This is a genomic window from Micromonospora sp. NPDC005686 (assembly GCF_042871665.1).
Lineage (GTDB): Bacteria > Actinomycetota > Actinomycetes > Mycobacteriales > Micromonosporaceae > Micromonospora.
In genome coordinates, this window is record NZ_JBIAIY010000002.1 from 347389 (window position 1) to 368356 (window position 20968).

Here is a 20968-nt window from a genome sequence, read left to right on the forward strand (position 1 = left end):
CGCCCCCGCCCCCGCCCCCCCCGCGCCCCCCCCGGGGGGGGGCGGCCCCCCCCCCCCGCCCCGCCGCCCCCCCCCCCCCCCCCCCCCCCCCCCCCCCCCCCCCCCCCCCCCCGACGTGGGGCCGGGGTCAGCACCAGCCGTTTATCGGCCCGTTGACTCCGGTGGACAGGTAGGCGTCGGACACCCAGCTACCGTCGCTGAGCCGGTCCCACAGGGCCGTGGTGCCGTACCGGCCGGTGTGCGAGGTGCCGTTGGCGGAGCAGGAGACGGTGACTGTGGCCCCGTCCGCGATCGAGCCGACGGCGCCGTACCCCGTTCCGGGACCGGACCGCCGGGTCAGGGTGCCGCCGCCGTTGGCGTCGACGACTCCCTGGTTGAAGCCGAGCGCGCCGTAGTTGTAGACGCCGCCGCCCCCGCCGGCGAAGGCGGACCCGTGCCGGGCGCCGCCCTGGTACGCCGCCGCGCCGGCGACGAAGTCCCACTTGCCGACGCCGTGCCCGGCGATCGGGACGTAGGCCGAGTTCTGCCGCAGCCCGAAGTGCACGTGCCGACCGCTGGCGGAGCCGCCGCAGGTGACGTCGGTGCCGGTGTTACCCAGGTATGCGCCCTGGCCCACGGCGGCGCCGTTGACGGAGATGCTGTTCCACAGGTGGTAGTAGTCGGTCGAGTAGCCCCGGTCGTGGATGACCCGGATCCACCCGGTGCACATCGTGTACGCGGTACCGGCCCGGGCGGCGCGGACGACCTGGTCGCCACCGGCGAGGTCGACCGAACTCCACGGCGCGGCGGCGCCGCCCCAGCCGTGCGGCCCGGAGGTGAGCGTCCACGTCTGCCCGACCGCGAACGGCAGCGCCATCCCGGTCCGGAAGTCGCCCCCGGCGTACATCGGGGTGACGGGCGTGCGGAACACCGCCTTCTCGTCCTGGCTCACCAGCGGCGACGCGGCGGCCAGGTCGCCGAACGACGCCTCGCCGTCGAACGCGACGGTCCAGCCCTTCGCATCGGCCCGGGCGAGGAAGACCGACCCGGTGGGGTGTGCGTCCGCGGTCCGGTCCGCGAGCAGCACCGCGGTGCCGAACGCCCACCGGCCGTTCGCGCGGGTGACGGTGACCCGGGTCCGCTCCGCACCCGCCGCTCGGGCGGTGGCGGTGTCGGCCTGGCCGAGAAGCTTCGCGGTCACCGCGTCGGCGACGGGCGCCGGTGCCGGGCGGGGCGCGGCCGAGGCCGGCGTCGGCGCCACGGTCCAGGCGCCGATCGCCGCCAGAGTTAAGGAGAGCACGAGCCGTCGCATGGAGCCTCCTATCGACAAGCATCACTGAAAGGCGAGGTTATCGAAGGGTGTGAAAATTGTCTACGAGTCGCGCGTGCTCCGCTGAAAGATCTGTGCGCCGGGGGGCGTCCGGAAGTGGATCTTCCGACGAAGGTGGCGGGCCTGCGGGTTGATTCGCGGCTGGCCGGGTAGCTGAGCGGTATGCGAGTGCCGACCCTGGTCAAGACCGCGGCGGCGGTGACCGCGACCGCAGCCGCGGGTGCCACCGTCACCTCGTCCGCCACCTCCTCACGCTGGTACCGCGGCCTGCGCAAGCCCGCGTGGCAGCCGCCGCCCACCGCGTTCCCCCTCGTCTGGACCCCGTTGTACGGGCTGATCGCGGTCGCCGGCGCCCGGACGCTGGACCGCTCCGAAGGCCCCGAGCGGGCCTCCTTCGCCCGTGGCTACGCGCTCAACCTGGCGCTCAACGCCGGCTGGTCGGCCCTGTTCTTCGGTGCCCGGAAGCCGGCCGCCGCGCTGGCCGGGATCGCCGCGCTCAACCTGTCCAACCTGGCGCTGCTGCGCCGCGCGGCGCGCGCCGACGGGCCCTCCGGCGCCGCCCTGGCCCCGTACGTGGCGTGGACCCTCTTCGCCACCGCGCTCAACGGCACCATCGTGCGCCTCAATCGCGGCAGGTGAGGCCGGCGTTCCCGCCGGCGGAGCATCCGTTTCCGCTGACTGCGCTCCGCCCGTTTCCGCGGGGCGGGGCGGCCATCCGCGCATTTTCCATTTCGTCTCCCAGGTGCACCCCGGCTCGCCTGGCTGAAATTGGCGGAAGTCGGCGATATCGGGTTCGGGCCGGTTGGTATGGCCGCGCATAATCGTGGCGATATCGGTATCGTTCCGCCCTTGTGGTGACCAGTCCCTTCTGCGGGCTGTGGTGCGGTGTCGTAAAGAATCGGCGTTCCCGCACTTCGGTGAAATAAGGGCCGACCGCATCGGGGCCATGTGACATCGGGCGCCGCTCCGCCGCTATAGTTCGGACCATCCCCTATGAGTGTGCCGGAAAGCGTCTGATCTGCGTGATGACACCTGGGCTGGGAAATGCGTCATCGGGCCCGTGCTTCGCCGGGCGGGAATCGCAGTTGGCGCGTATCGGAAAAGCCCGGGACGCGGCGTTCGGCCAGGGCCGGCAGATGGTGTGTGAAGTGGTCGGCGAGCCGGGTGTCGGCAAGACCCGCCTGGTCCACGAGGCCCTGCGACGATCCGCCCCCGCCGTCGTGTGGGCCGTCGGGACGTGCGCACCGGATGAGCGGGGAGTTCCCTTCCACGTGTTCCGGCACGCCCTCACGAAGGGCCAGCCACCCCGGCGCGGGCTGCGGGCCGGGCGGCCCGCGGAGACCTGGGCGGAGTCCGCCGCGGCGCCACCGGCCCCGGAGCGGGCTTCGGACGTCCGGCGGTTCCGGACCTACCAGGCGGCCCGCCGGCTGATCGGCCTGGCGGCCCGGGACGGACTCGTGCTGGTCCTCGACGACCTGCACTGGGCGGACGCCTCCTCCGCCGGCCTGATCGCCCACCTCCTGCGGTATCCGGTGCCGGCGCCGCTGCTGCTCGTGCTCGTCTACCGCCCGAGGCAGATGGCGACCCCGATGCCGTTCGGCCCGCCGGAATCCGACGAGAACGCCGATCCGGAGCCGACATCCCACGACCGGATCGAACTCTTGCCGCTCAGTCTCGCCGAGGTCGCGCTCCTGCACCCCCACGCCGATCCGGCGGAGCTGCGCGCCCGGTACGACCTGACCGGCGGCAACCCCGCTTACCTGGCGGCGCTTCCGGGCGGACCCGCTCCGGCCGGCGCCGACCCGATCCGTGACGCGCAGGGCGCCCGGCTGCCCGACGCGGCGGTGGCCGCCCTGCGCCGCGAGTGGACCGACCTGCCGCCCGTCGAGCTGGCCTGCCTGCGGGCCGGGGCGATCGTCGACGCGCCCTTCGCCCCGGAGCTGCTGGCCGAGGTCGCGCAGGTGCCGACGGCACAGGCGGTCGAGGCCGGGTGGCGGCTGGCCCGGCTCGACCTGATCCGCCGCGTACCCGGCACCGGGCGGTTCGCGCTCCGGCACCCGGTGCTGCGGATGGCGGTCGCCCAGGACACCGACCCGGCGTGGCGGATGGAGGCCTGCGCGCGGGCGCTCACCGCGCTCGTCGATCTCGGCGCACCCCCCGTGGACCAGGCGCGTTACGCGGAACACCTGCTCGCCCTGCCGAACGGCCGCTGGGCCGAACGCTGCGCCGACGTGCTCTCCCGGGCCGCCCAGGAGATCCGGCGTGAGGCGCCCGACCTGGCCGTCCACTGGCTGCGGCAGGCGCTGCGGGCGCTGCGGCCGACGGCCGGCTCGGCCCAGCGCCGCCGCGACGTGTCACTCGCGCTGGCCCAGATCACCGGTGAGGCGGGCAACCTGGCCGAGAGCCGGGCCCTGCTCCAGGAGATCGTGCCGCTGTTCCCCGCCGACGAGGAGGGACGACGGGCCCGGGCGGTGGCGCTGTGGGCGCGGATGGAACGCCTGCTCGGCAACTACGCGGAGGCGGTGGCGATCAGCCGGCGCGAGCTGGCCGCCCTGCCGGCCGGCACCGGACCCACCGGCGGCTACCGGCTCGCCACCGAGATCGGTGCCGCCGGCATCCTGGCCGGCCGTCCCGTGACCGCGCTGCCCGACGCGCTCGCCGGGGACCCGGGCGGCGAGGGTGTCGACCGGGCCGGCCTCCTGGCCGTACGCAGCCTGGCCGCCGTGCACGACGGCGCGCTCGACGAGGCGCGTGGGCTGCTCGACGCCGGAAGCCGCATCGTCGACTCGCTACCCGACCGGGACCTGCGGGACCACCCCGACTGCCTCACCGCGCTCGGCCTGACCGAGTCGTACCTCGAACGGCCGGCCGACGCGGTGCGGCACCTCGACCGTGGGCTGACGCTCGTCCGCGCCTCGCACCGCGACGACGGTCTGTGCCAGCTCCTGCTCGCGCGCAGCCAGGTGGCCTACCATGCGGGCCTGCTGGGCACGGCCATCGGACTGGCCACCGAGGCGGGCATCGTCGCCCGGCGCATCGGCAGCCACCACCTGCTGAGCTTCGCCCTGGCGTCCGAGGCGGAGGCGACGGCCTGGCGTGGTGGTCCCCGGGACGACGACCGGGCGGTGGCGCTGGCCCGCAGCGCCGTCGGAATCGCCACCGACCCGGCCACCTGGTGCGGCCGTGCCGCGGCGACCGCGCTGGCGACGGCCGCGTTGCTGGCCGGTGACCCGGCGACCTGCGCCGAACTGGTGCGCTCGGCCGGCGGCGACAGCCGGCTGAGCCGCCTCCAGCCCGCCCTCCGGCCGATGTGGCACGAACTGCTCTGCTCCGCCGCGCTCGCCGCGGGCGAGGTGGCCGACGCCGAACGGCAGGCGCGGCTGGCGATGGCCGAGGCGGAGCAGGTGGGCCTGCCCGGGCAGCGGGGCTTCGCCGAGTCGGCATACGGCGAGGTGCTGCTCGCCCGCGGTGAGATCGCGGCGGCGCAGCTCCACCTGGAGACCGCTGCCGACCTGTTCCGTTCCGGCGGCATGGCCCTCCGCCGCAGCCTGGCGCTGGCCTCCCTGGCCCGGGCGGCCGAAGCCGCGGAACAGCCCGGCCCGGCAGCGCGGGCCCGCCGCCGCGCGCTGGAACTGGCCGGATGGTGCGGAACGGAACGGGTCGGCCTGCGACTGGCCCGGCCGGTCGGCCCGCGCGCGACCGCCGCCCTCACCGACCGGGAATGGCACATCGCGCGGCTGACGGCGACCGGAGTCACCAGCCGGCTGATCGGCCGGCAGCTCAACATCAGCCCGCGCACCGTGGAGGCGCACCTGACCCGGATCTACCGCAAGGCCGGCGTCACCTCCCGGTCAGGGCTGGTCGCCTGGGTCGCCCGGCTCGATGACACCGATCGGTGACCGCTGCCCGGACCGGATGACGTCGTTCCGTGCAACGCCCGCGGGCCGGGCAGCACGAGGCCGCGCCGCCACCGGCCGGGGCCGACCCCCGCTCACATACTCGACTGCATCGGGCGCGATTCCCGTGGACCGGTTGTGGATGGAGGACGAGATGCTGGGCAGAAGATCCGTCAGGGGCCCGCGTGTCCTCGCCGTGCCGGCGATGCCGTTCGCCGCCGCCACCGTGGCGCTGCTCGTACTGTCCGGCTGTGGTGGTGAGCCGGTGGACGCGGCGACCCCGGCCCCCGACGGCCCGGCCGCCTTCGGCCGGGACCGGGCCGCGCTGGTGCTCACCGCCTTCGACCAGGCCGACTCGGCCGCCTCGGTGGCCGGCGACGTCGAGACGCTGCGGACCCAGGAGGTCTCGCCCTCGCTCGACCTCAGCATCGCCGCGGTCCGCCGCGCCGCCTACAACCAGCAGACGCAACCGTCGTTCCAGCACATCAACCCGGCGTTCGCGGTGCCGCCCGGCGACCCGTCCTGCTTCCTCGTCACCGCCACCCTCAAGCTGGCCGGCTCGGAACTGGCGCCCACCGACGTCAGCCAGTTCGTGCTCGGCGCGGACGGCCAGTGGAAGCTCAGCCACAACGTCCAGGTCAGCCAGTCCTCGCTGGTGGCCGCCCGGAGCATCGACGGGCGGGCGGCGACGGCGGGCGGCACCGCCCTGGACGAGACCAGCCGGCGGGCTCTCGCCGCCGAGGTCTTCGCGCGCAGCATCGGGTCGACCACCGGCAACCGGTCCCTGGTCGCGTCGAGCCCGCTGCTCGACGGTCAGTTCGCCGGCGGCTGGGAGGTCTACGGGCAGCAACTCGCCGGCGCCGGCGCGGGGGTCCGGCGGACCCTGGACCGGGCCCAGTGGTCGGACTGTGCGGTCACCACGCCGGCCGGCACGCTGACCTTCCTGACGATCCACGCCGCCGACACGCTGCGCCCGGCGCCCGGCGGTCCGCCCACCGTCCAGATGGTGCCGCAGAGTCCGGACCTGATCGCCACCGGCCACCGCACGGCGGTGCGCGGGAAGTCGATCCGGGTCACCCGGGTGGAGACCTTCCTGCTGCTCGTACCGGCGCAGGCCACCGGCACCTCGGTGCTGGGACTCAACGACACCGCGCTGACCGTCACCGCCGGCTGACCGGGCGCCGTCGCGCCGACTGCTGAAACCGGTGGCATCACTCGGGATCGGCACCTCCGAACGCGACGATGGCAGCAACCGTGATCGCCGGCGGGGCCGGCGGGACCACGGTCCGGCCACCAGGCTCGGGAGGAACCATGTGGCGTCCGCGCTTCCGATCGGACTACCTGCCGGTGCGGCTGCCCGACGGCCCGCTCGTGGTGCTGGGGGAGACCCGTAGCCTACTGGTCGACGATCCGGTCGCCGCGGACCTGGCCGACCAGCTCGACGGCGTCGCGCCGCTGGCCGACGTGGTGGCCCGGCTCGCCACCCGGCACCCGGTCGCCGCCGTCGCCGCCGCCCTCGCCCGGCTGCGCGACCACGGCCTGCTGACGTCCGGCCCGGCGCTCACCTCGCCGGCCGAGGCCGCCGGCTGGGACGCCCGGGGTGTCCCGCCCGAGGCGGGGCGGCGGTGGATGGCCGGCGGCCGGGTCACCGTCGTGGACCTCGGGGCACCCCGGGTGGCCGAGACGGCCGACGCGCTGCGTGCCCTCGGGCTCGCCGTGACAGCGGTCGGGCCGGAGTCGGTCGACCCCGGCGCTGACGACGCCCAGGTGCTGGTGCTGCCGTCGTCGATGCTCGACCCCCGCCTCGCGCCGATCAACGACCGTCATCTGGCCGCCGGTCGTGCGTGGACCCTGGCCCGGCCACACGGCAACGTGATCTTCCTCGGCCCGAACCTGGTGCCGGGCCGTACCGGATGCTGGGCCTGCCTGCGGCAACGCTGGCAGGAGAACGAGCAGGTGAACGCCTTCCTCGGCGCCCAGGACCCGGCCGGCCCGCTGCCGCAACCAGGACGGGCGGTCCTGCCCGGACTCGCCACCACGGCCGCCGGCCTGCTCGCCGCCGAACTCGCCGTGCTCGCCGTGCTCGGAACGTCGCCCCGCCTCACCGGCCGGATGGTCGCCCTGGACACCCGGGACCTCAGCACGGAGAGCCACCGGCTGGTACGCCAACCGCAGTGCCCCGCGTGCGGCGACCCGGACCTCGTCCGCAAGGCCGAGCCGCGGATCGACCTGCCGCCGAGCGGCGCCCAGCCCAGCCGGTCCGGGGAGTCCCGCACCCGGGACGCCGCCGAGACGTACGCGGCACTCGCCCACCACGTCAGCCGGTACCTGGGCATGGTGAGCCGGCTGACCCCGCTGGAGGCGACCGACAACGGCGTCACCCACACCTACTCCGCCGGGCACAACTTCGCCCAGCCCAGCCGGCTCGACGGCCTGCGCCGCAACCTGCGCGGGCAGAGCGGCGGCAAGGGCCGGACCGACCTCCAGGCCCGGATGAGCGCGATCGGGGAGGCGGTCGAGCGCTACTGCGGTGTGTGGCGCGGCGACCGTCCGGTGCACCGGGCGGCCTACCGGCAGCTCGGTCCGGACCGCGCGGTGCACCTGCGGGAACTGCTGCTGTTCTCGCAACGGCAGTACGCCGACCGGGACCGGCTCAACCGCTACCTGGGCCACCTGCACCGGGTTCCCCGCCCGTTGCCCGACGACGTGCAGCTGGACTGGACCACCGGCTGGTCGCTGACCCGGCGGCAGCCGCGCGAGCTGCCCGCCGCGTACTGCTGGTACGGCCATCCGGAGCTGACCGGGCTGGGCGTGTGCTCGGCCGACTCGAACGGCTGCGCGGCCGGCGGCAACCTGTCCGAGGCGATCGTGCAGGGCTTCTGCGAACTCGTGGAGCGGGACAGTGTGGCCCTGTGGTGGTACCACAGGTCCCGGATGCCCGGGGTGGACGTCGCCTCGTTCGCCGACCCGTGGGCAGTGGCCTGCGCCGACCACCACGCCGCCGTCCTGAACCGCGAGCTGTGGGCCCTCGACCTCACCGCCGACCTCGGCATACCGGTGTTCGCCGCGGTGTCCCGGCGGGTCGACGGCGGGCCGGAGGACGTCCTGGTGGGCTTCGGCGCGCACCTGGACGCGCGGGTCGCACTGACCCGCGCGCTCACCGAGGTGAACCAGTTCCTGCCCGCCGTCGGCGGACCCGGCTCCGGGCCCAACCGGTACGGCGTCGGCGACCCGGACACCACGCGCTGGTTCGGCACCGTACGGGTCGCCGACCAGCCCTGGCTGTCCCCGGATCCGGCCCGGCCGCCACGCACCCTCGCCGACCACCCGGCGCTGACCACCGGCGACGTGGGCGACGACGTGCGCCGATGCGTACGCCGCGCGGAGCGGGCCGGCCTGGAGGTGATCGTCGTCGACCAGTCCCGCCCGGACGTCGAACTGGCGGTGGTGAAGGTCGTGGTGCCCGGCATGCGGCACTTCTGGCGCCGGCTCGGCCCGGGGCGACTGTGGGACGTGCCGGACCGCCTGGGCCGGAACCCGCTGGCCGCCGACGAGACGTCGGCCAATCCGCTGAACGTGTTCTTCTGACCGGCGCTCCCGGCCCGCCGGGAACGTGGAAGGGATGTGGGGATGGCCACCGTGGCGGATCAGACCGGCCGGCGGACGTCGTGACCGGCGCCGCCGCCGGACCTCCGGTGCAGGAGTCGTACCGGCTGCGCCGGGACGCCGAGCTGCGGCTCGGTGAGGACGGCTCGCTGGTGCTGCGGCAGACCCGCTTCCGGCTCACCCTGGAGCGACCGGGCATGGGCCGGCGAGCGCTGCTGCTGCGGCTCGCCGCCGACTGGGTCGGCGACGTCGAGGTGGGGCGGCTGATCAGCGGCCTGGAGGGGGAGAGCCGGGTGCTGCCGGCGCAGCTGCTGCTGCGCCGGCTGCTCGCCCACTGCTGGCTGGAGCGCCGCGTCCAGGTCGACGACCGGCCGCTGCTCGACCTCGTACCCACCGGCCTGGGCCGGGGCAGCCTGCCGGAGAGCCGGCCGCACACCCCGGGGGTCCGCTACCGGCTCTCCCGCTTCGCGACCCTCCAGCACGAACGGGGAACGCTCGTGGCCGCGTCGTCGCTGAGCACACTCACCGTCGGCTGCGCCGACGCCGCCCTCGGCGCGGTGCTGGCCGCCGCCGTGCCGGGCCTCGGACCCGACACGGTGGCCCGCACGATCGGCGTGTCACCGGAGGCCGCCGGCCGGGTGCTCGACGAGCTGGCCACCGCCCGGATCCTGGTCACCGACGCCGAGTACGACGCGGAGCACGACGACGCGCCACTGGCGTACTGGTCACCGGAGGAGCTGCGCCTGCACCACCGCTCCCGGGCGGGCCGGCACGCGCTGCCGGTGGGCGGCACGTACCGGATGCGGGAGCGCTTCGCGCCGCAGCCGCTGCGCCGCCCGTACGACGGGGACCGGGCGGTCGAGCTGCCGCTGCCCGACCTGGCGACGATCACCAAGGCGGATCCCCCGTTCAGCCAGGTCGTCGCGGACCGGCGCACCGTACGCGAGCACGACGACACGGCGCCGCTGCCGCTGGACCGGCTGGCGGAGTTCCTGTACCGGACGCAGCACACCACCGTCGCCGGTGAGGCCGGCGGGCAGGAGGTGGGCCACCGGCCCTACCCGGGCGGCGGCGGGATCTACGAGCTGGAGATCTATCCGCTGGTCGCGCGCTGCGCCGGGCTCGACCCCGGGCTCTACCACTACGACGCCGTCGGGCACCGGCTGGAGCCGGTCGCCGGCTGGGGCGGGGCCGCCGACCGGCTGCTGGCGTACGCCCGGGCGGCCGGCGCCATGCCCCGGCCGCCGCAGACGGTCCTGGTGGTCACCGCGCGGGTGCAGCGGCTGATGTGGAAGTACGAAGGGATGAGCTACGCCATGATTCTCAAGGACGCTGGTGTGCTGACCCAGCAGATGTACCTCGTCGCCACGGCGATGGGACTGGCGCCGTGCGCTCTCGGCGCCGGGGACTCCCAGGCCTTCGCCGAGCTGTCCGGACTCGATCCACTCGTCGAACCGAGCGTGGCCGACTTCCTGCTCGGCTCCCGCCACCCCGCCGAGGCGGGAGGCCGGCGGTGAAGTTCCGGCGGCAGGCGCTGCGCCAGTTGGAGGCGCCCGAGCAGCTCGACCGGGCGGTCCGGCTGACCACCGTGCCGAACTGGCTGGCCACCGCCGCTCTGCTCATCGTCGTGGTCGCCGCCGGGATCTGGTCGGTGCGTACCGTGGTGCCCCGGACCGTCGAGGCGGCCGGGGTGCTGATCCACTCCAACGGGATATCCGCGCTCGACGCGCTGGACAGCGGTCAGGTCACCAAGGTGTGGGCGGCGCCGCACCAGCGGGTCACGAAGGGCACGCCGCTCTACAGCCTGCGCTCGATGGACGGCAAGGTACGGGTGGAGAACGCGCCGGGTGACGCGTACGTGGTGGCCTGGCTGGTGTCCGAGGGCGAGATCGTCACCCCCGGCACGCACCTGGCCGACCTGGAGCGGCTGGACACCGCCGGGGACGCGTTGCAGGCGGTCGTCTACGCCCCCGCCGTCGCCGCGCCACTGCTGCAACCGGGTGTGCCCGTCGAGGTGGCCGCCGCGGCGGCGCCGCGCAACGTGTTCGGCACCCTGGCCGGTCGGGTGACCACCATCGGCGCCTTCCCGGAGACCGAGGCATCGCTGCGCGCCTTCCTGGGCACCGGGCCGGACGTCCGGCGACTGCTCGCCCGGGGCAGCGTGGTCCGGGTGACAGTCACCCTGGAACCCGACCCGGCCGCGCCGGGTGGCCTGCGCTGGACCAAGTCCCCGCCACCGTTCCAGCTCAACTCGGCCAGCGAGGTCACCGCCTGGTTCACAGTGGACCGGGAACACCCGATCGACTGGTTGCTGGGCCGATGACCGCGCCGACGACAGACGCCACCGCGACGCCGGAGATTCCCCGGATCCGCCGTCGACGGGTCCGTACGCCCACCCTGATCCAGATGGAGGCGGTGGAGTGCGGCGCCGCCGCGCTCGGGATCCTGCTCGCCCACCACGGCCGGCACGTACCCCTGGAGGAGTTGCGCCGGGTGTGCGGGGTGAGCCGGGACGGCTCCACGGCGGCCACCGTGCTGCGGGGCGCCCGCAAGTACGGGATGGTGGCCAAGGGCTTCCAGATGGACCTGGCCGGCCTGGCCACCGTCGCGCTGCCGGCGGTGCTGTTCTGGCGGTTCGAGCACTTCGTGGTGCTGGAAGGGCTCGGCCGCAAGGTCCACATAAACGATCCGGCCACCGGGCCGCGCGCGGTGAGCTGGGAGGAGTTCGACGGCGCCTTCACCGGCGTCGCGCTCACCATGGAGCCGGGTCCGGAGTTCCGGCCGGGCGGCACCCGCTACCGGCTGCTGCGGGCGCTGGCCGAGCGGTGGCGCGGCCCGGGCTCGGCGATCGCGCAGATGCTGCTGCTCGGCCTGCTGATCGCCGTGGTCGGGTTGACCATCCCGGTGATGGCCAAGGTCTTCGTCGACCGGGTGCTGTTGCAGGAGGACCGGGCCGCGTTCGCCGGCCTGGTGGCGGCGGTGGCGGTGGCCACGGTGCTGACCTTCCTGGGCAGCCTGCTCCAGCAGCGCCTGACCGTACGCGCGGAGACGGCGCTCGCCTTGAGCAGCGCCGCCCGGTTCTTCCGGCACCTGCTGCGGCTGCCGCCGGCCTTCTTCGACCAGCGGCAGGCCGCCGACCTCGGCCAGCGGGTCCGGGGCAACGACGTGGTGGCCGAGGTGCTCACCCGCCGGGCGGCCACCACTGTGGTGGACACCGGCCTGGTGCTGGCGTACGGGGCGCTGCTCTGCCAGTACGACCTGCTGCTCGGACTGTGTGCGGCAGTCCTCGCCGGGCTGAACGTCAGCGTGTTGCGTTACGTCGCCTCGACCCGGTCGACGGCCGTCGCGGGGCTCCAGGCGGACCGCAGCAAGATGGTGACCACCGTCTACACCACGCTCCAGATGATCGAGACGGTGAAGGCCGGCGGCGAGGAGGAACGCGCCGTGGCCCGGTTCGCGGCGCGGCACGCCACGGTCGCCTCCCGTCAGCAGCGGCTGGGAGTGCCGACCGCGGTGCTCTCCGTCCTGCCCGCGTTCCTCGCCTCGGGGACCACAGCCGTGCTGCTGGGGCTGGGCAGCCGCCAGGTCGTGGCGGAGGCGATGAGCGTCGGCGTGCTGGTCGGCATGCAGAGCCTGGCCGCCGCGATGAACCGGCCGCTGGGCAACCTGACCGCGCTGGGCTCGCGGATCCAGGACATGAGCGCCGACCTCAACCGGCTGCGTGACGTGGAGCGGTACCCGCTGCCGCCGGCCGAGGACCGGCCCGCGCGGCGGTTGACCCCGCTGGAGGGGCACCTGCGCATCGAGGAGGTCACCTTCGGCTACAACCCGCTCGGCCGTCCCCTGCTGGAGAACTTCAGCCTGGACCTGCCGCCGGGCGCCCGGGTGGCGCTCGTCGGGCGGTCCGGCAGCGGCAAGTCGACGGTGGGCCGGCTGGTCGCCGGGCTCTACCGGCCGTGGACCGGGCGGGTCACGGTGGACGGGCTGGAACGGCCGGGGACCGACGACGGACTGTGGGCGGCCACGGTGGCCATGGTGGACCAGGACCAGCGACTGTTCGAGGGGACGGTCCGGGACAACGTCACCATGTGGGACCTCACCGTCGAGGACGAGGACGTCGTCACCGCGCTGACCGACGCCTGCCTCTACGACGAGGTGGCGGCCCGCCCGGGCGGCCTGGCCGGTCCGGTCCGGGAGAACGCCCGCAACTTCTCCGGCGGGCAGCGGCAGCGGCTCGAGATCGCCCGCGCGCTCGTCCGCAATCCCCGGGTCCTCGTGCTCGACGAGGCCACCAGCGCGCTGGACGCCGAGACCGAACGCCGGATCGACCTGCACCTGCGCCGCCGGGGGGCGACCTGCCTGATCGTGGCGCACCGACTGTCCACGGTCCGCGACTGCGACCTGATCGTCGTGCTGGACGGCGGTCGGGAGGTGGAACGCGGCACCCACGAGCAACTGGTTGCCCGCGACGGCGCGTACGCGCGCCTGGTCCGGGACCACTGACCGCCACGACACGAGGAGACGCTGATGAGCGGCGCGGTGGAAGGTCCCGCGGCGGGTGGCCTGATCGGCTTCTGTGCCGAGGGCGTACGCGAGGTCTGCCGCCTCGACGACCCGGTGGCGGGCTGGCTGGTGACCGGCGGCGAGGCCGACTTGTTCGCGGTACGCCGGACCGGGGTGAACCCGTCCCGCCGGCACCACATCGCCCGGCTGCCCGCGGGCGGCCTGGTGCCGGCCTCCACAGCGATCGGCGTGTGGCAGTTGATCCTGGTGCCGCTGCCCGGCACGGAACTGCGCGCGCTGTCCCGGCAGCACCTGTCCCTGCTGGAGCGGCAGGTCCGGCCCGGCCTTCCGGCGGACGAGGAGGTCTCGCCGCGGGCGCGCGGCGCCGCGACGGAGTTGGTCGCGGCGGTGGACCTGGTGCTCGTCGCCGTCGCCGACGCGCTGCGCCGGGGGCAGGCGCCCCGGGAGGCGTCCACCCTGAGCGGCCACGAGATCGTGTCGCTGGCGCAGGGGAGCACCCTCGTCTCCACCGGCGGCGCCTGGTGGCTGCGCAGCGCCGGCGGGCAGTTGCGCCGCAACGACGGTGGACCGGCGGAGGTGTCGGGGGAGCGCGAGCTGTTGCTGATCGCCGAGCGGGACTGGGTGGTGGCCGAGTCGCCGTGCGCGGTGGAGAGCCACGGCAGCTGGGACCTGCTGGTCACCGGCCAGCTCCGGTCGGCGGTCGACCAGCACGTGGTGCGGCTGCTGCGGCTGGTGGAGACCCGGATCGAGGAGGCCGACGCGGCGCTGCTGAACGGCGTGGAGCGGCGCCGGCAGATCGACGCCGAGATGCTCGCCGCGGCGGCCCGCCGGTCACTCGGGGTGATCGGCGCGGGTGGCGCGCTCGCGGTCCCGGACCCGGAGGCCGGCTTCGACAGGTACGGGCGGGCGGCCTCGGTGCTCCGGGTGGTCACCGAGGGGATGGGCAGCCCGGTAAACGAGCCGACGGACCGCAGCCGCGCGCCGCTTGACGACCGGGCGGCGGTGCGGGCGGTGTCCCGGGTGTCCAGCCTCTTCCTGCGCGAGGTGCGCCTTCCGCAGCGGTGGTGGCGGCGGGACCTGGGGCCGCTGGTGGGGTGGCGGACCGGCGACGACCCGTCGGCCGCCGTCGCGGTGCCGTTGGTGTTCCGCCGGGGGCGCTACCACCACGTCGATCCGGACACCCGGGCGTACGGGCGGGTCGACGCGGCGGTGGCCGCGGCGTTCGCCGCCGAGGCGACCCAGGTGCAGGCGCCGCTGCCGCCGGTCGCCCGGATGCGTCACCTGCTGCGGGCCGGGCTCGTGGGCGCGGCCCGCGACGTGCGCGGGCTGCTGGTGGCCGCCGCCTGCGTGGCGCTGCTGGGCCTGGGCGTGCCGCTGGCCACCGGTGAGGTGCTCGGTCAGTTGGCCCGGCAGGGCGAGGTGGACGGCCTGTTCGGGTTCCTCGCGCTGATGCTCAGCGCCGCGGTGGTCGCGGGACTGGTCGGTGTGACGCAGAACCTGCGGTTGCTGCGGCTGGACGGCCGGTTGCAGTCCGGCGCGCACCTGGCGATCTGGGACCGGCTCATGCGGCTGCCCGCCCGGTTCTTCACCGGGCGCAGCAGCGGTGAGATCGCCAACTCGATGCTGGGGATCTCGTTCGTCGGCGAGGCGCTGAGCGCGTTGCTGCCGCAGCTCGTCTCCGCGGCCGCGACCGTCGTGGTGACCCTCTGCATGCTCCTGGTGGTGGAGCCCGTGCTCGGGTTGTGGGGCGCGGGGATCGTCGTCGTCACCATGCTGACCTTCGGCGCCTTCGCCGTCCTGATCGCCCGTCGGCAGCACGCCGCGCTGCCGGCCGAGCACCGGGCGGCGGCGATGACGAACCAGTTGCTCGGAGGCATCGTCAAGATCAAGGTCGCCGCCGCCGAAGCCCGGGCCCACGCCCGCTGGTCGGAGGTGGCGGCGACCGCCCGGGCAGGGCTGCAACGGGTGCGGCAGAGCCAGGCGGGTCTGGTCGCCTTCGCCACCGCGCTCCCGGTCGCCGGTCAGCTCGTCCTGTTCGCCGTGCTGATGGGCCCGCTCTCCGGCCGGGTCTCGCCGACCGACTTCTTCGTCCTCAACGTCGGCTTCGCGATGCTGCTCGGCGCGCTGCTCGTGCTGGTGTCCGCCGGGGTCGAGGTGATCGCGGCGGTGCCCCGGCTGGGCGGCCTGCGGGACATCCTGCGCGCCGACCCCGAGGCCCGGCCGGACCGGGTGGACCCCGGCGAGTTGCGCGGCGAGGTCGCTCTGCACCGGGTCACCTTCGCGTACCAGCCGGACGAGCCGCCGGTGCTCGTCGACATCGACCTGCACGTCCGCCCGGGTGAGTTCGTCGCCGTCGTCGGGCCGAGCGGCTGCGGGAAGTCGACACTGCTGCGGCTGCTTCTCGGCTTCGAACGCCAGCAGCAGGGCGCGGTGCTCTACGACGGCCAGGACCTCTCCGAACTCGACGTCCACGCGGTACGCCGGCAGTGCGGGGTGGTCCTGCAGGACGGCCAGCTCTTCGCCGGCTCGGTACGGGACAACATCTGCGGCGCCGGCAGCTTCCCGCTGGACCAGGTCTGGGAGGCGGCGCGGCTGGCGGGGCTCGCCGACGACCTGGAGGCGTTGCCGATGGGGATGAGCACGATGGTGCCGTTCGGCGGCGGGACGCTCTCCGTCGGGCAGCGCCAGCGGGTGCTGATCGCCCGCGCGCTGGCGCCCCGGCCCCGGATCCTCTTCTTCGACGAGGCGACGAGCGCGCTGGACAACCGGACCCAGGAGATGGTCACCAGGAGCACTGCGGCCCTGGCCGCGACCCGGGTGGTCATCGCCCACCGGCTGTCCACGGTCCGCGCGGCGGACACCATCGTGGTGCTCGAAGCGGGGCGGATCGTTCAGCGGGGCACCTACGACGAGTTGATGGACCAGCCGACCGGGCTGTTCCACCGGCTTGCGCGCCGGCAGCTGGTGGACCAGCCGGAACGCTCCGACGCCGTGGTGGAGAGCCGGCAGCCCGACGGTCAGCCCGCGGCGGGCTGACCGCCCGGTCAGCCGTTGTCGATGACCGCGCCGTCCTCCAGGCACACGTCCGTGTCGAGGTGGTTCTCCAGCAGCTCCGCGACGTGCGCCTCGGCCTGGTTCTCCACCGCGAGCCGGAACGCCTCGGTGAGCACGCCGACCACCCCCTGGGTCAACAGCAGGGTCTCCCGGTCGAGGTCGGCCCAGGACGACCGGCTGCCGCGCGCCAGCTCCGGCGCGAGCGCCAGCAGCCTCGCGGTCACGGCGGCGACCAGCTCGCCGGCGACCGGCCGGAGGCTGTCCAGCACCTCGCTCAGGGTCTGCAACGCCGGCACCGTGCCGACCCGTACCCGATGCAGGTCCAGGGCCGCGCGTAGCGGGCGCGGCCGGGTGGTCCGGACCGTGCCGTCGGCGGCCCGGCCGATCACGCCGTGCCGGGTCAGCGAATGGGCCAGCGCGGGACGCTCGGCGGCCAGGCGTTGCAGCATCGCGGTCAACCCGTCGGGCACCTCGTCACCGGCCCGGACCCCGAGCATGGCCTCGATGGAGACCAGGTTGAAGCCCTGCCGTTGCAGGGTGAGGATCGCGTCCAGCCGACGGACGTGGGAGTCGTCGTAGAGCGCGGCCCGGCCGTGCCGCACCGGTGGGGGCAGCAGCCGCCGGGCCTGGTGGGCGCGGATGTTGCGCGGCGACATGCCGACCTTGCGGGCGAGTTCCTCCACGCTGTACCCGACCGGGCCGCCGGGCGTCGTCGTCACCTCGTCGATGGTCACGGTGGCCTCCGGCAGCGCTCGGTGACGGAACACGGCACCCCGCCGGACCGCTGTCACGGGGGCGGGCCGGCGATCGCAGCCTAGGTGCGTACGCCGCGCGGGTGACAGGCGAGGAATCACTACTTGTTCACACCGATGACAATCATTAGAATCGCCAATCCGTGGCACGCCGATGATTCCCAATTACCCGGCTTTCGCCGCTGCGCGACCCTGTCGCGGCCGCATTCGATGAAATTCCCACTCGCCCGGCCGGATGGAACGGCCCGCGGGCCCACGATGAATCGGAAACCGGTGGCCCGGGCCCTCCCCGCGCTGCCCGCGGCCGTCCCGTGTCACCGCGGACGGCCGACCGTGGAAGGGAGCAGGGGTGTGACAAACGTCGATCGGGCGGTCTTCGTGGCCGCGTACAGCCGGCTGGTCGCCGACGTCTGGGCCGAGCCGGCCAGGGAGCAGGCACTGAACTCCGACCCGCGGGCGTTCCTCGCCGGCTACGGCCTCCATCTGCCCGAACAGGTGCAGGTCCGGGTGGTCCGCGACGTCGCCGACGCCGATCCGGACATCGAGGTCCAGGTCGAGTCGTGGGAGCTGGCGGAGGCCACCGGCGCCTTCGTGCTCTTCGTGCCGTCGTTGCTGCCGGTGGCCGAGGCGGAGCTGGCCGAGGACGAGCTGGACAGCGTGGTCGCCGGCCTGGACTCCAGTTGCGCCTGCTGCTGTCCGTGCTGCTGCACCTGACACCGATGTCTGCCGCCCGCCGGTCGGCACGGCAGATTCTGATGGCACTCAGAGGAAATGCTTGATTGCCTGACCTCCATCTTCCTAGCGTTCTCGCCACAGCAATTAACCGCCGGGCCCGCAGCCCCAGGAAAGGACCCAAAGATGAGCAACGACGACCAGGAATTCGGCGCCAGATTCGTGACCAAGTACTCGGAACTGGTCACCGCGGTGTGGCGCAGCGACGAGGAGCTCCAGCGACTCCTCGCCGACCCGACCGGCTACGCGACGGCGGCCGGTCTGCCGGTCGCCCCCGGCGCCACGGTCGAGGTGGACCGCGCCCAGCCCGCCACGCTCTACACCAAGGAGCAGATCGTCGCCGACTGGGCCGGCACGCCGGGCCGGCACGTGCTGCACGTGCCCGAGGTGCCGCTGGTCGACCTCAACGAGCTGACCGAGGCCGAGCTGGAGACGGTGGCCGGCGGCGTGGCCGCGGCGGCCGACAACAACGTCAACATCATCGCCGTCCTCATCGTCTGAGTTCCTCCCCCCACCCCGCCGGGAGCCTCGATGACTGACACGACCGAGACCATCGCCTTCCGATCCGGCACCTACCGGACGGCCACCGTGGAGCAGACCTGGGCACGGGTCGGCGGCATGCTCGACCGGTTCCGGCTCACCCGGGTCGCCGACATCACCCGGCTCGACGAGATCGGCCTGCCGGTGCACGTCGCCTACCGGCCGGTCGGCGCCACCATGGCGGTGAGCGTCGGCACCGGCGCCACGGCGATGCAGTCCCGGGTCAGCGCGGTGATGGAGAGCATCGAGTCCTGGCATGCCGAGAACCTCCGGCCGGGGACCGCCGTCCGGTCCCCGGCCGAGGCGCTGGACCTGCCGTACGACGTGCGGTGGCTGCACCTGGCGGAGCGCTCACCGCTGACCTCCGCCGTCGAACTCGACTGGGTCGAAGGTCGTGGACTGGTTACCGGTACGCCCTGCCTGGTGCCCCGCGCCACCATCGAACTCGACTTCACCGTCCGGCGCGGGTGGGACCGCGCCCTGTTCACCGCCAGCAGCAACGGGCTGGCCACCGGCAACACGCTCGCCGAGGCCAGCCTGCACGCCCTGCTGGAGGTCGTCGAGCGCGACTGCATCGCCCCGTACTGCACCTCGCCGCTGACCGAGCGCACCTACACCGACCCGGGCACCGCCACCAACGCCATGACCCGCACCGTGCACGAGGCGCTGCTCCGGGCCGGCTGCTGGGTGGAGGTCTGCGACATCACCAACGAGGTCGGCGTGCCCTGCTACGCCGCCTCGATCTGGTCCCCCGACCTGCCGGTCACCTTCGGCGGCTTCGGCTGCCACGTGGACCCGGAGATCGCGGTCGGCCGGGCCATGGCGGAGGCGGCGCAGTCCCGGCTGGTCATGATCTCCGGGGCCCGTGACGACATCGACGCCACGGCGTACCACGACGTCGGCGCGCCGCCGGTGCCGCCGCCCACTGTCGACCGGCCAGCCGGGCCGGTCCGCCGAGACCCCCCGCCCGCCGGGGACGTGACCCAGGTGCTGCGTGAGCTGGCGGTGCGGGTGCAGCGGATCACCGGAGTCGAGCCGTTCCGCGTCGACCTGACGCACGACGACATCGGCATCCCTGTGAGCAAGGTGTTCGCCCCCGGCCTGCGCATGTTCGACGAGCGGGCCCTCAGCACCCGACCGGGAGCACCCCGTGACTGACGTCGTCTTCATCGGACCGAGCCTGCCGGCCGACGAGGTGGGCCGGCTGCTGCCCGACGCGGTGGTGCTGCCACCAGTCGCGCACGGCGACCTGCTCCGCCTGGACGTCGGCCCCGGCGACCGGGTCCTCGTGATCGACGGGTTCTTCCTGCAGCGCCCGCCGGTCCGCCACCGGGAGATCCTGGACCTGCTCGATCGTGGGGTGACGGTGGCCGGCGCGGCCAGCATGGGCGCGCTGCGCGCCGCCGAGCTGTGGCCGTTCGGCATGCGTGGCGTGGGGGAGGTGTTCCGCCTCTACCGCGACGGTGTGGTGACCGGCGACGACGAGGTGGCGGTGGTGCACGGGCCCGCCGAGGAGGGCCACCGCACGTTGAGCGAGCCGCTGGTGAACGTCCGGATCGAGTTGCGCCGCGCGGTCGCCGCCGGTGTGCTCAGCCGGGCCGAGGCCGAGCTGCTGCTGGACATCGGCCGGGAACTGCCCTTCCGGCGGCGGTCGTACCGCGCGCTGGAGCGCACCGCGCCGCCCGGGGCCGCGGGCGCGGTGGACCGGTTTCTGACCTGGCGCCGGTGCGATCCCGGAGACGCCAAGGGCGCCGACGCGCGGCTGCTGCTGTCGATGGCGGCGCAGAACGCGCCGGAGCTGTGCCCCGCGCACGCGGACGACCAGCCGATCGACAACCTGCACACCCGCTTCCTCGACAGTTGGCGCTCCCGGTTCGCCGGGGCGCCGGTCGGTGGCCACTGGGTCAGCGACCGGGATGCCGCGGCCGTGCTGATGCTGCTGCACCCCGAGGCACCGGCCTGGCACCGGCGGGGGGTGCTGGCCGGGCTGGCCGAACTCGACATCACCGACCCGGCGGTCGAGGAGCGCGCCCACCGGGCGGCCCACGACCGCGGCCTGACCGGCGTGCCGCCGGGCGGCTGGGAATGGCTCACCGACCGGGACCGGGGCATCGACGACCGGGAGGCGGTGCTGCGGGTGCTGGTGCGGGCGTTCGGCACCACGCCGTACCGCAGCCTGGCGCTCTGGATGGTCGCGGCGCCGCTGCGTACCCCCGCGATGCTCGCCGCGGCGCGGCAGGTCGCGGCGACCGCGGCGTCGCTGAACGAGACGCTCGTCCCGCGTACGACGGGACACCGCCGCCCGGGTGGCCGGCTCCACTTCCGCACCGAGGTCGTCGACGGGTGCTTCGCGCGGTTGTGGGGCTGCGACGCCGACGGGCTGGAGGCGGCGGCGTGGGACCGGGGCTTCGACAGCCTGGCGGCGTTCCGGTACGCCGCCGAACCGCTCGTGGCGTACGTCAAGGCGTTCGGCGCCCCGCGACTGCCGGCGGTGGCGCAGCGCACGCAGGAGGACAGCCCGGCCGGTTCAGCGGCCCGGATCGGTTGAGGAGGCG

At 74.5% G+C, this 20968-nt stretch carries 14 protein-coding genes; 12 read left to right on the top strand and 2 right to left on the bottom strand.

The features are described from left to right. Nucleotides 1-127: 127 nt before the first annotated feature. Nucleotides 128-1291, bottom strand: a complete 1164-nt coding sequence (locus tag ACFYON_RS05680; protein ID WP_354868301.1) for a peptidoglycan DD-metalloendopeptidase family protein — start codon at nucleotides 1289-1291, stop codon at nucleotides 128-130. A 180-nt stretch (nucleotides 1292-1471) separates the two neighbouring features. Between ACFYON_RS05680 and ACFYON_RS05685 the strand changes: the two genes are divergently transcribed. From ACFYON_RS05685 to ACFYON_RS05720, 8 genes are all read left to right on the top strand, one after another. Beyond that, complete coding sequence (locus tag ACFYON_RS05685; RefSeq protein WP_354868304.1) at nucleotides 1472-1948, top strand: TspO/MBR family protein; 477 nt, start codon at nucleotides 1472-1474, stop codon at nucleotides 1946-1948. Nucleotides 1949-2334: 386 nt separating this feature from the next. Further along, entirely contained in the window at nucleotides 2335-5208 is a 2874-nt protein-coding gene (locus tag ACFYON_RS05690) for an AAA family ATPase (RefSeq protein ID WP_354868307.1), read from the top strand. Nucleotides 5209-5359: 151 nt separating this feature from the next. Then, complete coding sequence (locus ACFYON_RS05695; protein ID WP_354868309.1) at nucleotides 5360-6379, top strand: hypothetical protein; 1020 nt, start codon at nucleotides 5360-5362, stop codon at nucleotides 6377-6379. 137 nt (nucleotides 6380-6516) lie between these two features. Next, nucleotides 6517-8793, top strand: a complete 2277-nt coding sequence (locus ACFYON_RS05700; RefSeq protein ID WP_354868312.1) for a TOMM precursor leader peptide-binding protein — start codon at nucleotides 6517-6519, stop codon at nucleotides 8791-8793. Nucleotides 8794-8873: 80 nt separating this feature from the next. Further along, entirely contained in the window at nucleotides 8874-10328 is a 1455-nt protein-coding gene (locus ACFYON_RS05705) for a SagB family peptide dehydrogenase (RefSeq protein WP_354868315.1), read from the top strand. Further along, on the top strand, nucleotides 10325-11134 hold the full coding sequence (locus ACFYON_RS05710) for an HlyD family efflux transporter periplasmic adaptor subunit (protein ID WP_354868317.1): 810 nt from the start codon (nucleotides 10325-10327) through the stop codon (nucleotides 11132-11134). The genes ACFYON_RS05705 and ACFYON_RS05710 overlap by 4 nt, the downstream gene beginning before the upstream one ends. Beyond that, nucleotides 11131-13314 (top strand): NHLP family bacteriocin export ABC transporter peptidase/permease/ATPase subunit, encoded by a 2184-nt coding sequence (locus ACFYON_RS05715; RefSeq protein ID WP_354868319.1) that lies wholly within the window; start codon nucleotides 11131-11133, stop codon nucleotides 13312-13314. The genes ACFYON_RS05710 and ACFYON_RS05715 overlap by 4 nt, the downstream gene beginning before the upstream one ends. A 24-nt stretch (nucleotides 13315-13338) precedes the next feature. After that, nucleotides 13339-16371 carry an ATP-binding cassette domain-containing protein gene (locus ACFYON_RS05720; protein WP_387320612.1) on the top strand — a complete coding sequence of 1011 codons (3033 nt, stop codon included), beginning with the start codon at nucleotides 13339-13341 and terminating at the stop codon, nucleotides 16369-16371. An 8-nt stretch (nucleotides 16372-16379) separates the two neighbouring features. Here the strand turns inward: ACFYON_RS05720 and ACFYON_RS05725 are convergent, their stop codons facing one another. Continuing rightward, entirely contained in the window at nucleotides 16380-17156 is a 777-nt protein-coding gene (locus ACFYON_RS05725) for a MerR family transcriptional regulator (protein ID WP_354868324.1), read from the bottom strand. Nucleotides 17157-17492: 336 nt separating this feature from the next. Here ACFYON_RS05725 and ACFYON_RS05730 point away from each other — a divergent pair, with 336 nt between their 5' ends. From ACFYON_RS05730 to ACFYON_RS05745, 4 genes are all read left to right on the top strand, one after another. Then, on the top strand, nucleotides 17493-17855 hold the full coding sequence (locus ACFYON_RS05730) for a hypothetical protein (RefSeq protein WP_354868327.1): 363 nt from the start codon (nucleotides 17493-17495) through the stop codon (nucleotides 17853-17855). A 144-nt stretch (nucleotides 17856-17999) separates the two neighbouring features. Continuing rightward, nucleotides 18000-18374, top strand: coding sequence for a hypothetical protein (locus ACFYON_RS05735; protein ID WP_354868330.1), 375 nt, complete (start codon nucleotides 18000-18002; stop codon nucleotides 18372-18374). A 30-nt stretch (nucleotides 18375-18404) separates the two neighbouring features. After that, complete coding sequence (locus tag ACFYON_RS05740) at nucleotides 18405-19571, top strand: YcaO-like family protein (protein ID WP_355047260.1); 1167 nt, start codon at nucleotides 18405-18407, stop codon at nucleotides 19569-19571. After that, on the top strand, nucleotides 19564-20961 hold the full coding sequence (locus ACFYON_RS05745; protein ID WP_355047259.1) for a TfuA-like protein: 1398 nt from the start codon (nucleotides 19564-19566) through the stop codon (nucleotides 20959-20961). Before ACFYON_RS05740 ends, ACFYON_RS05745 begins: the two co-directional genes overlap by 8 nt. The last annotated feature ends 7 nt before the right edge of the window (nucleotides 20962-20968 follow it).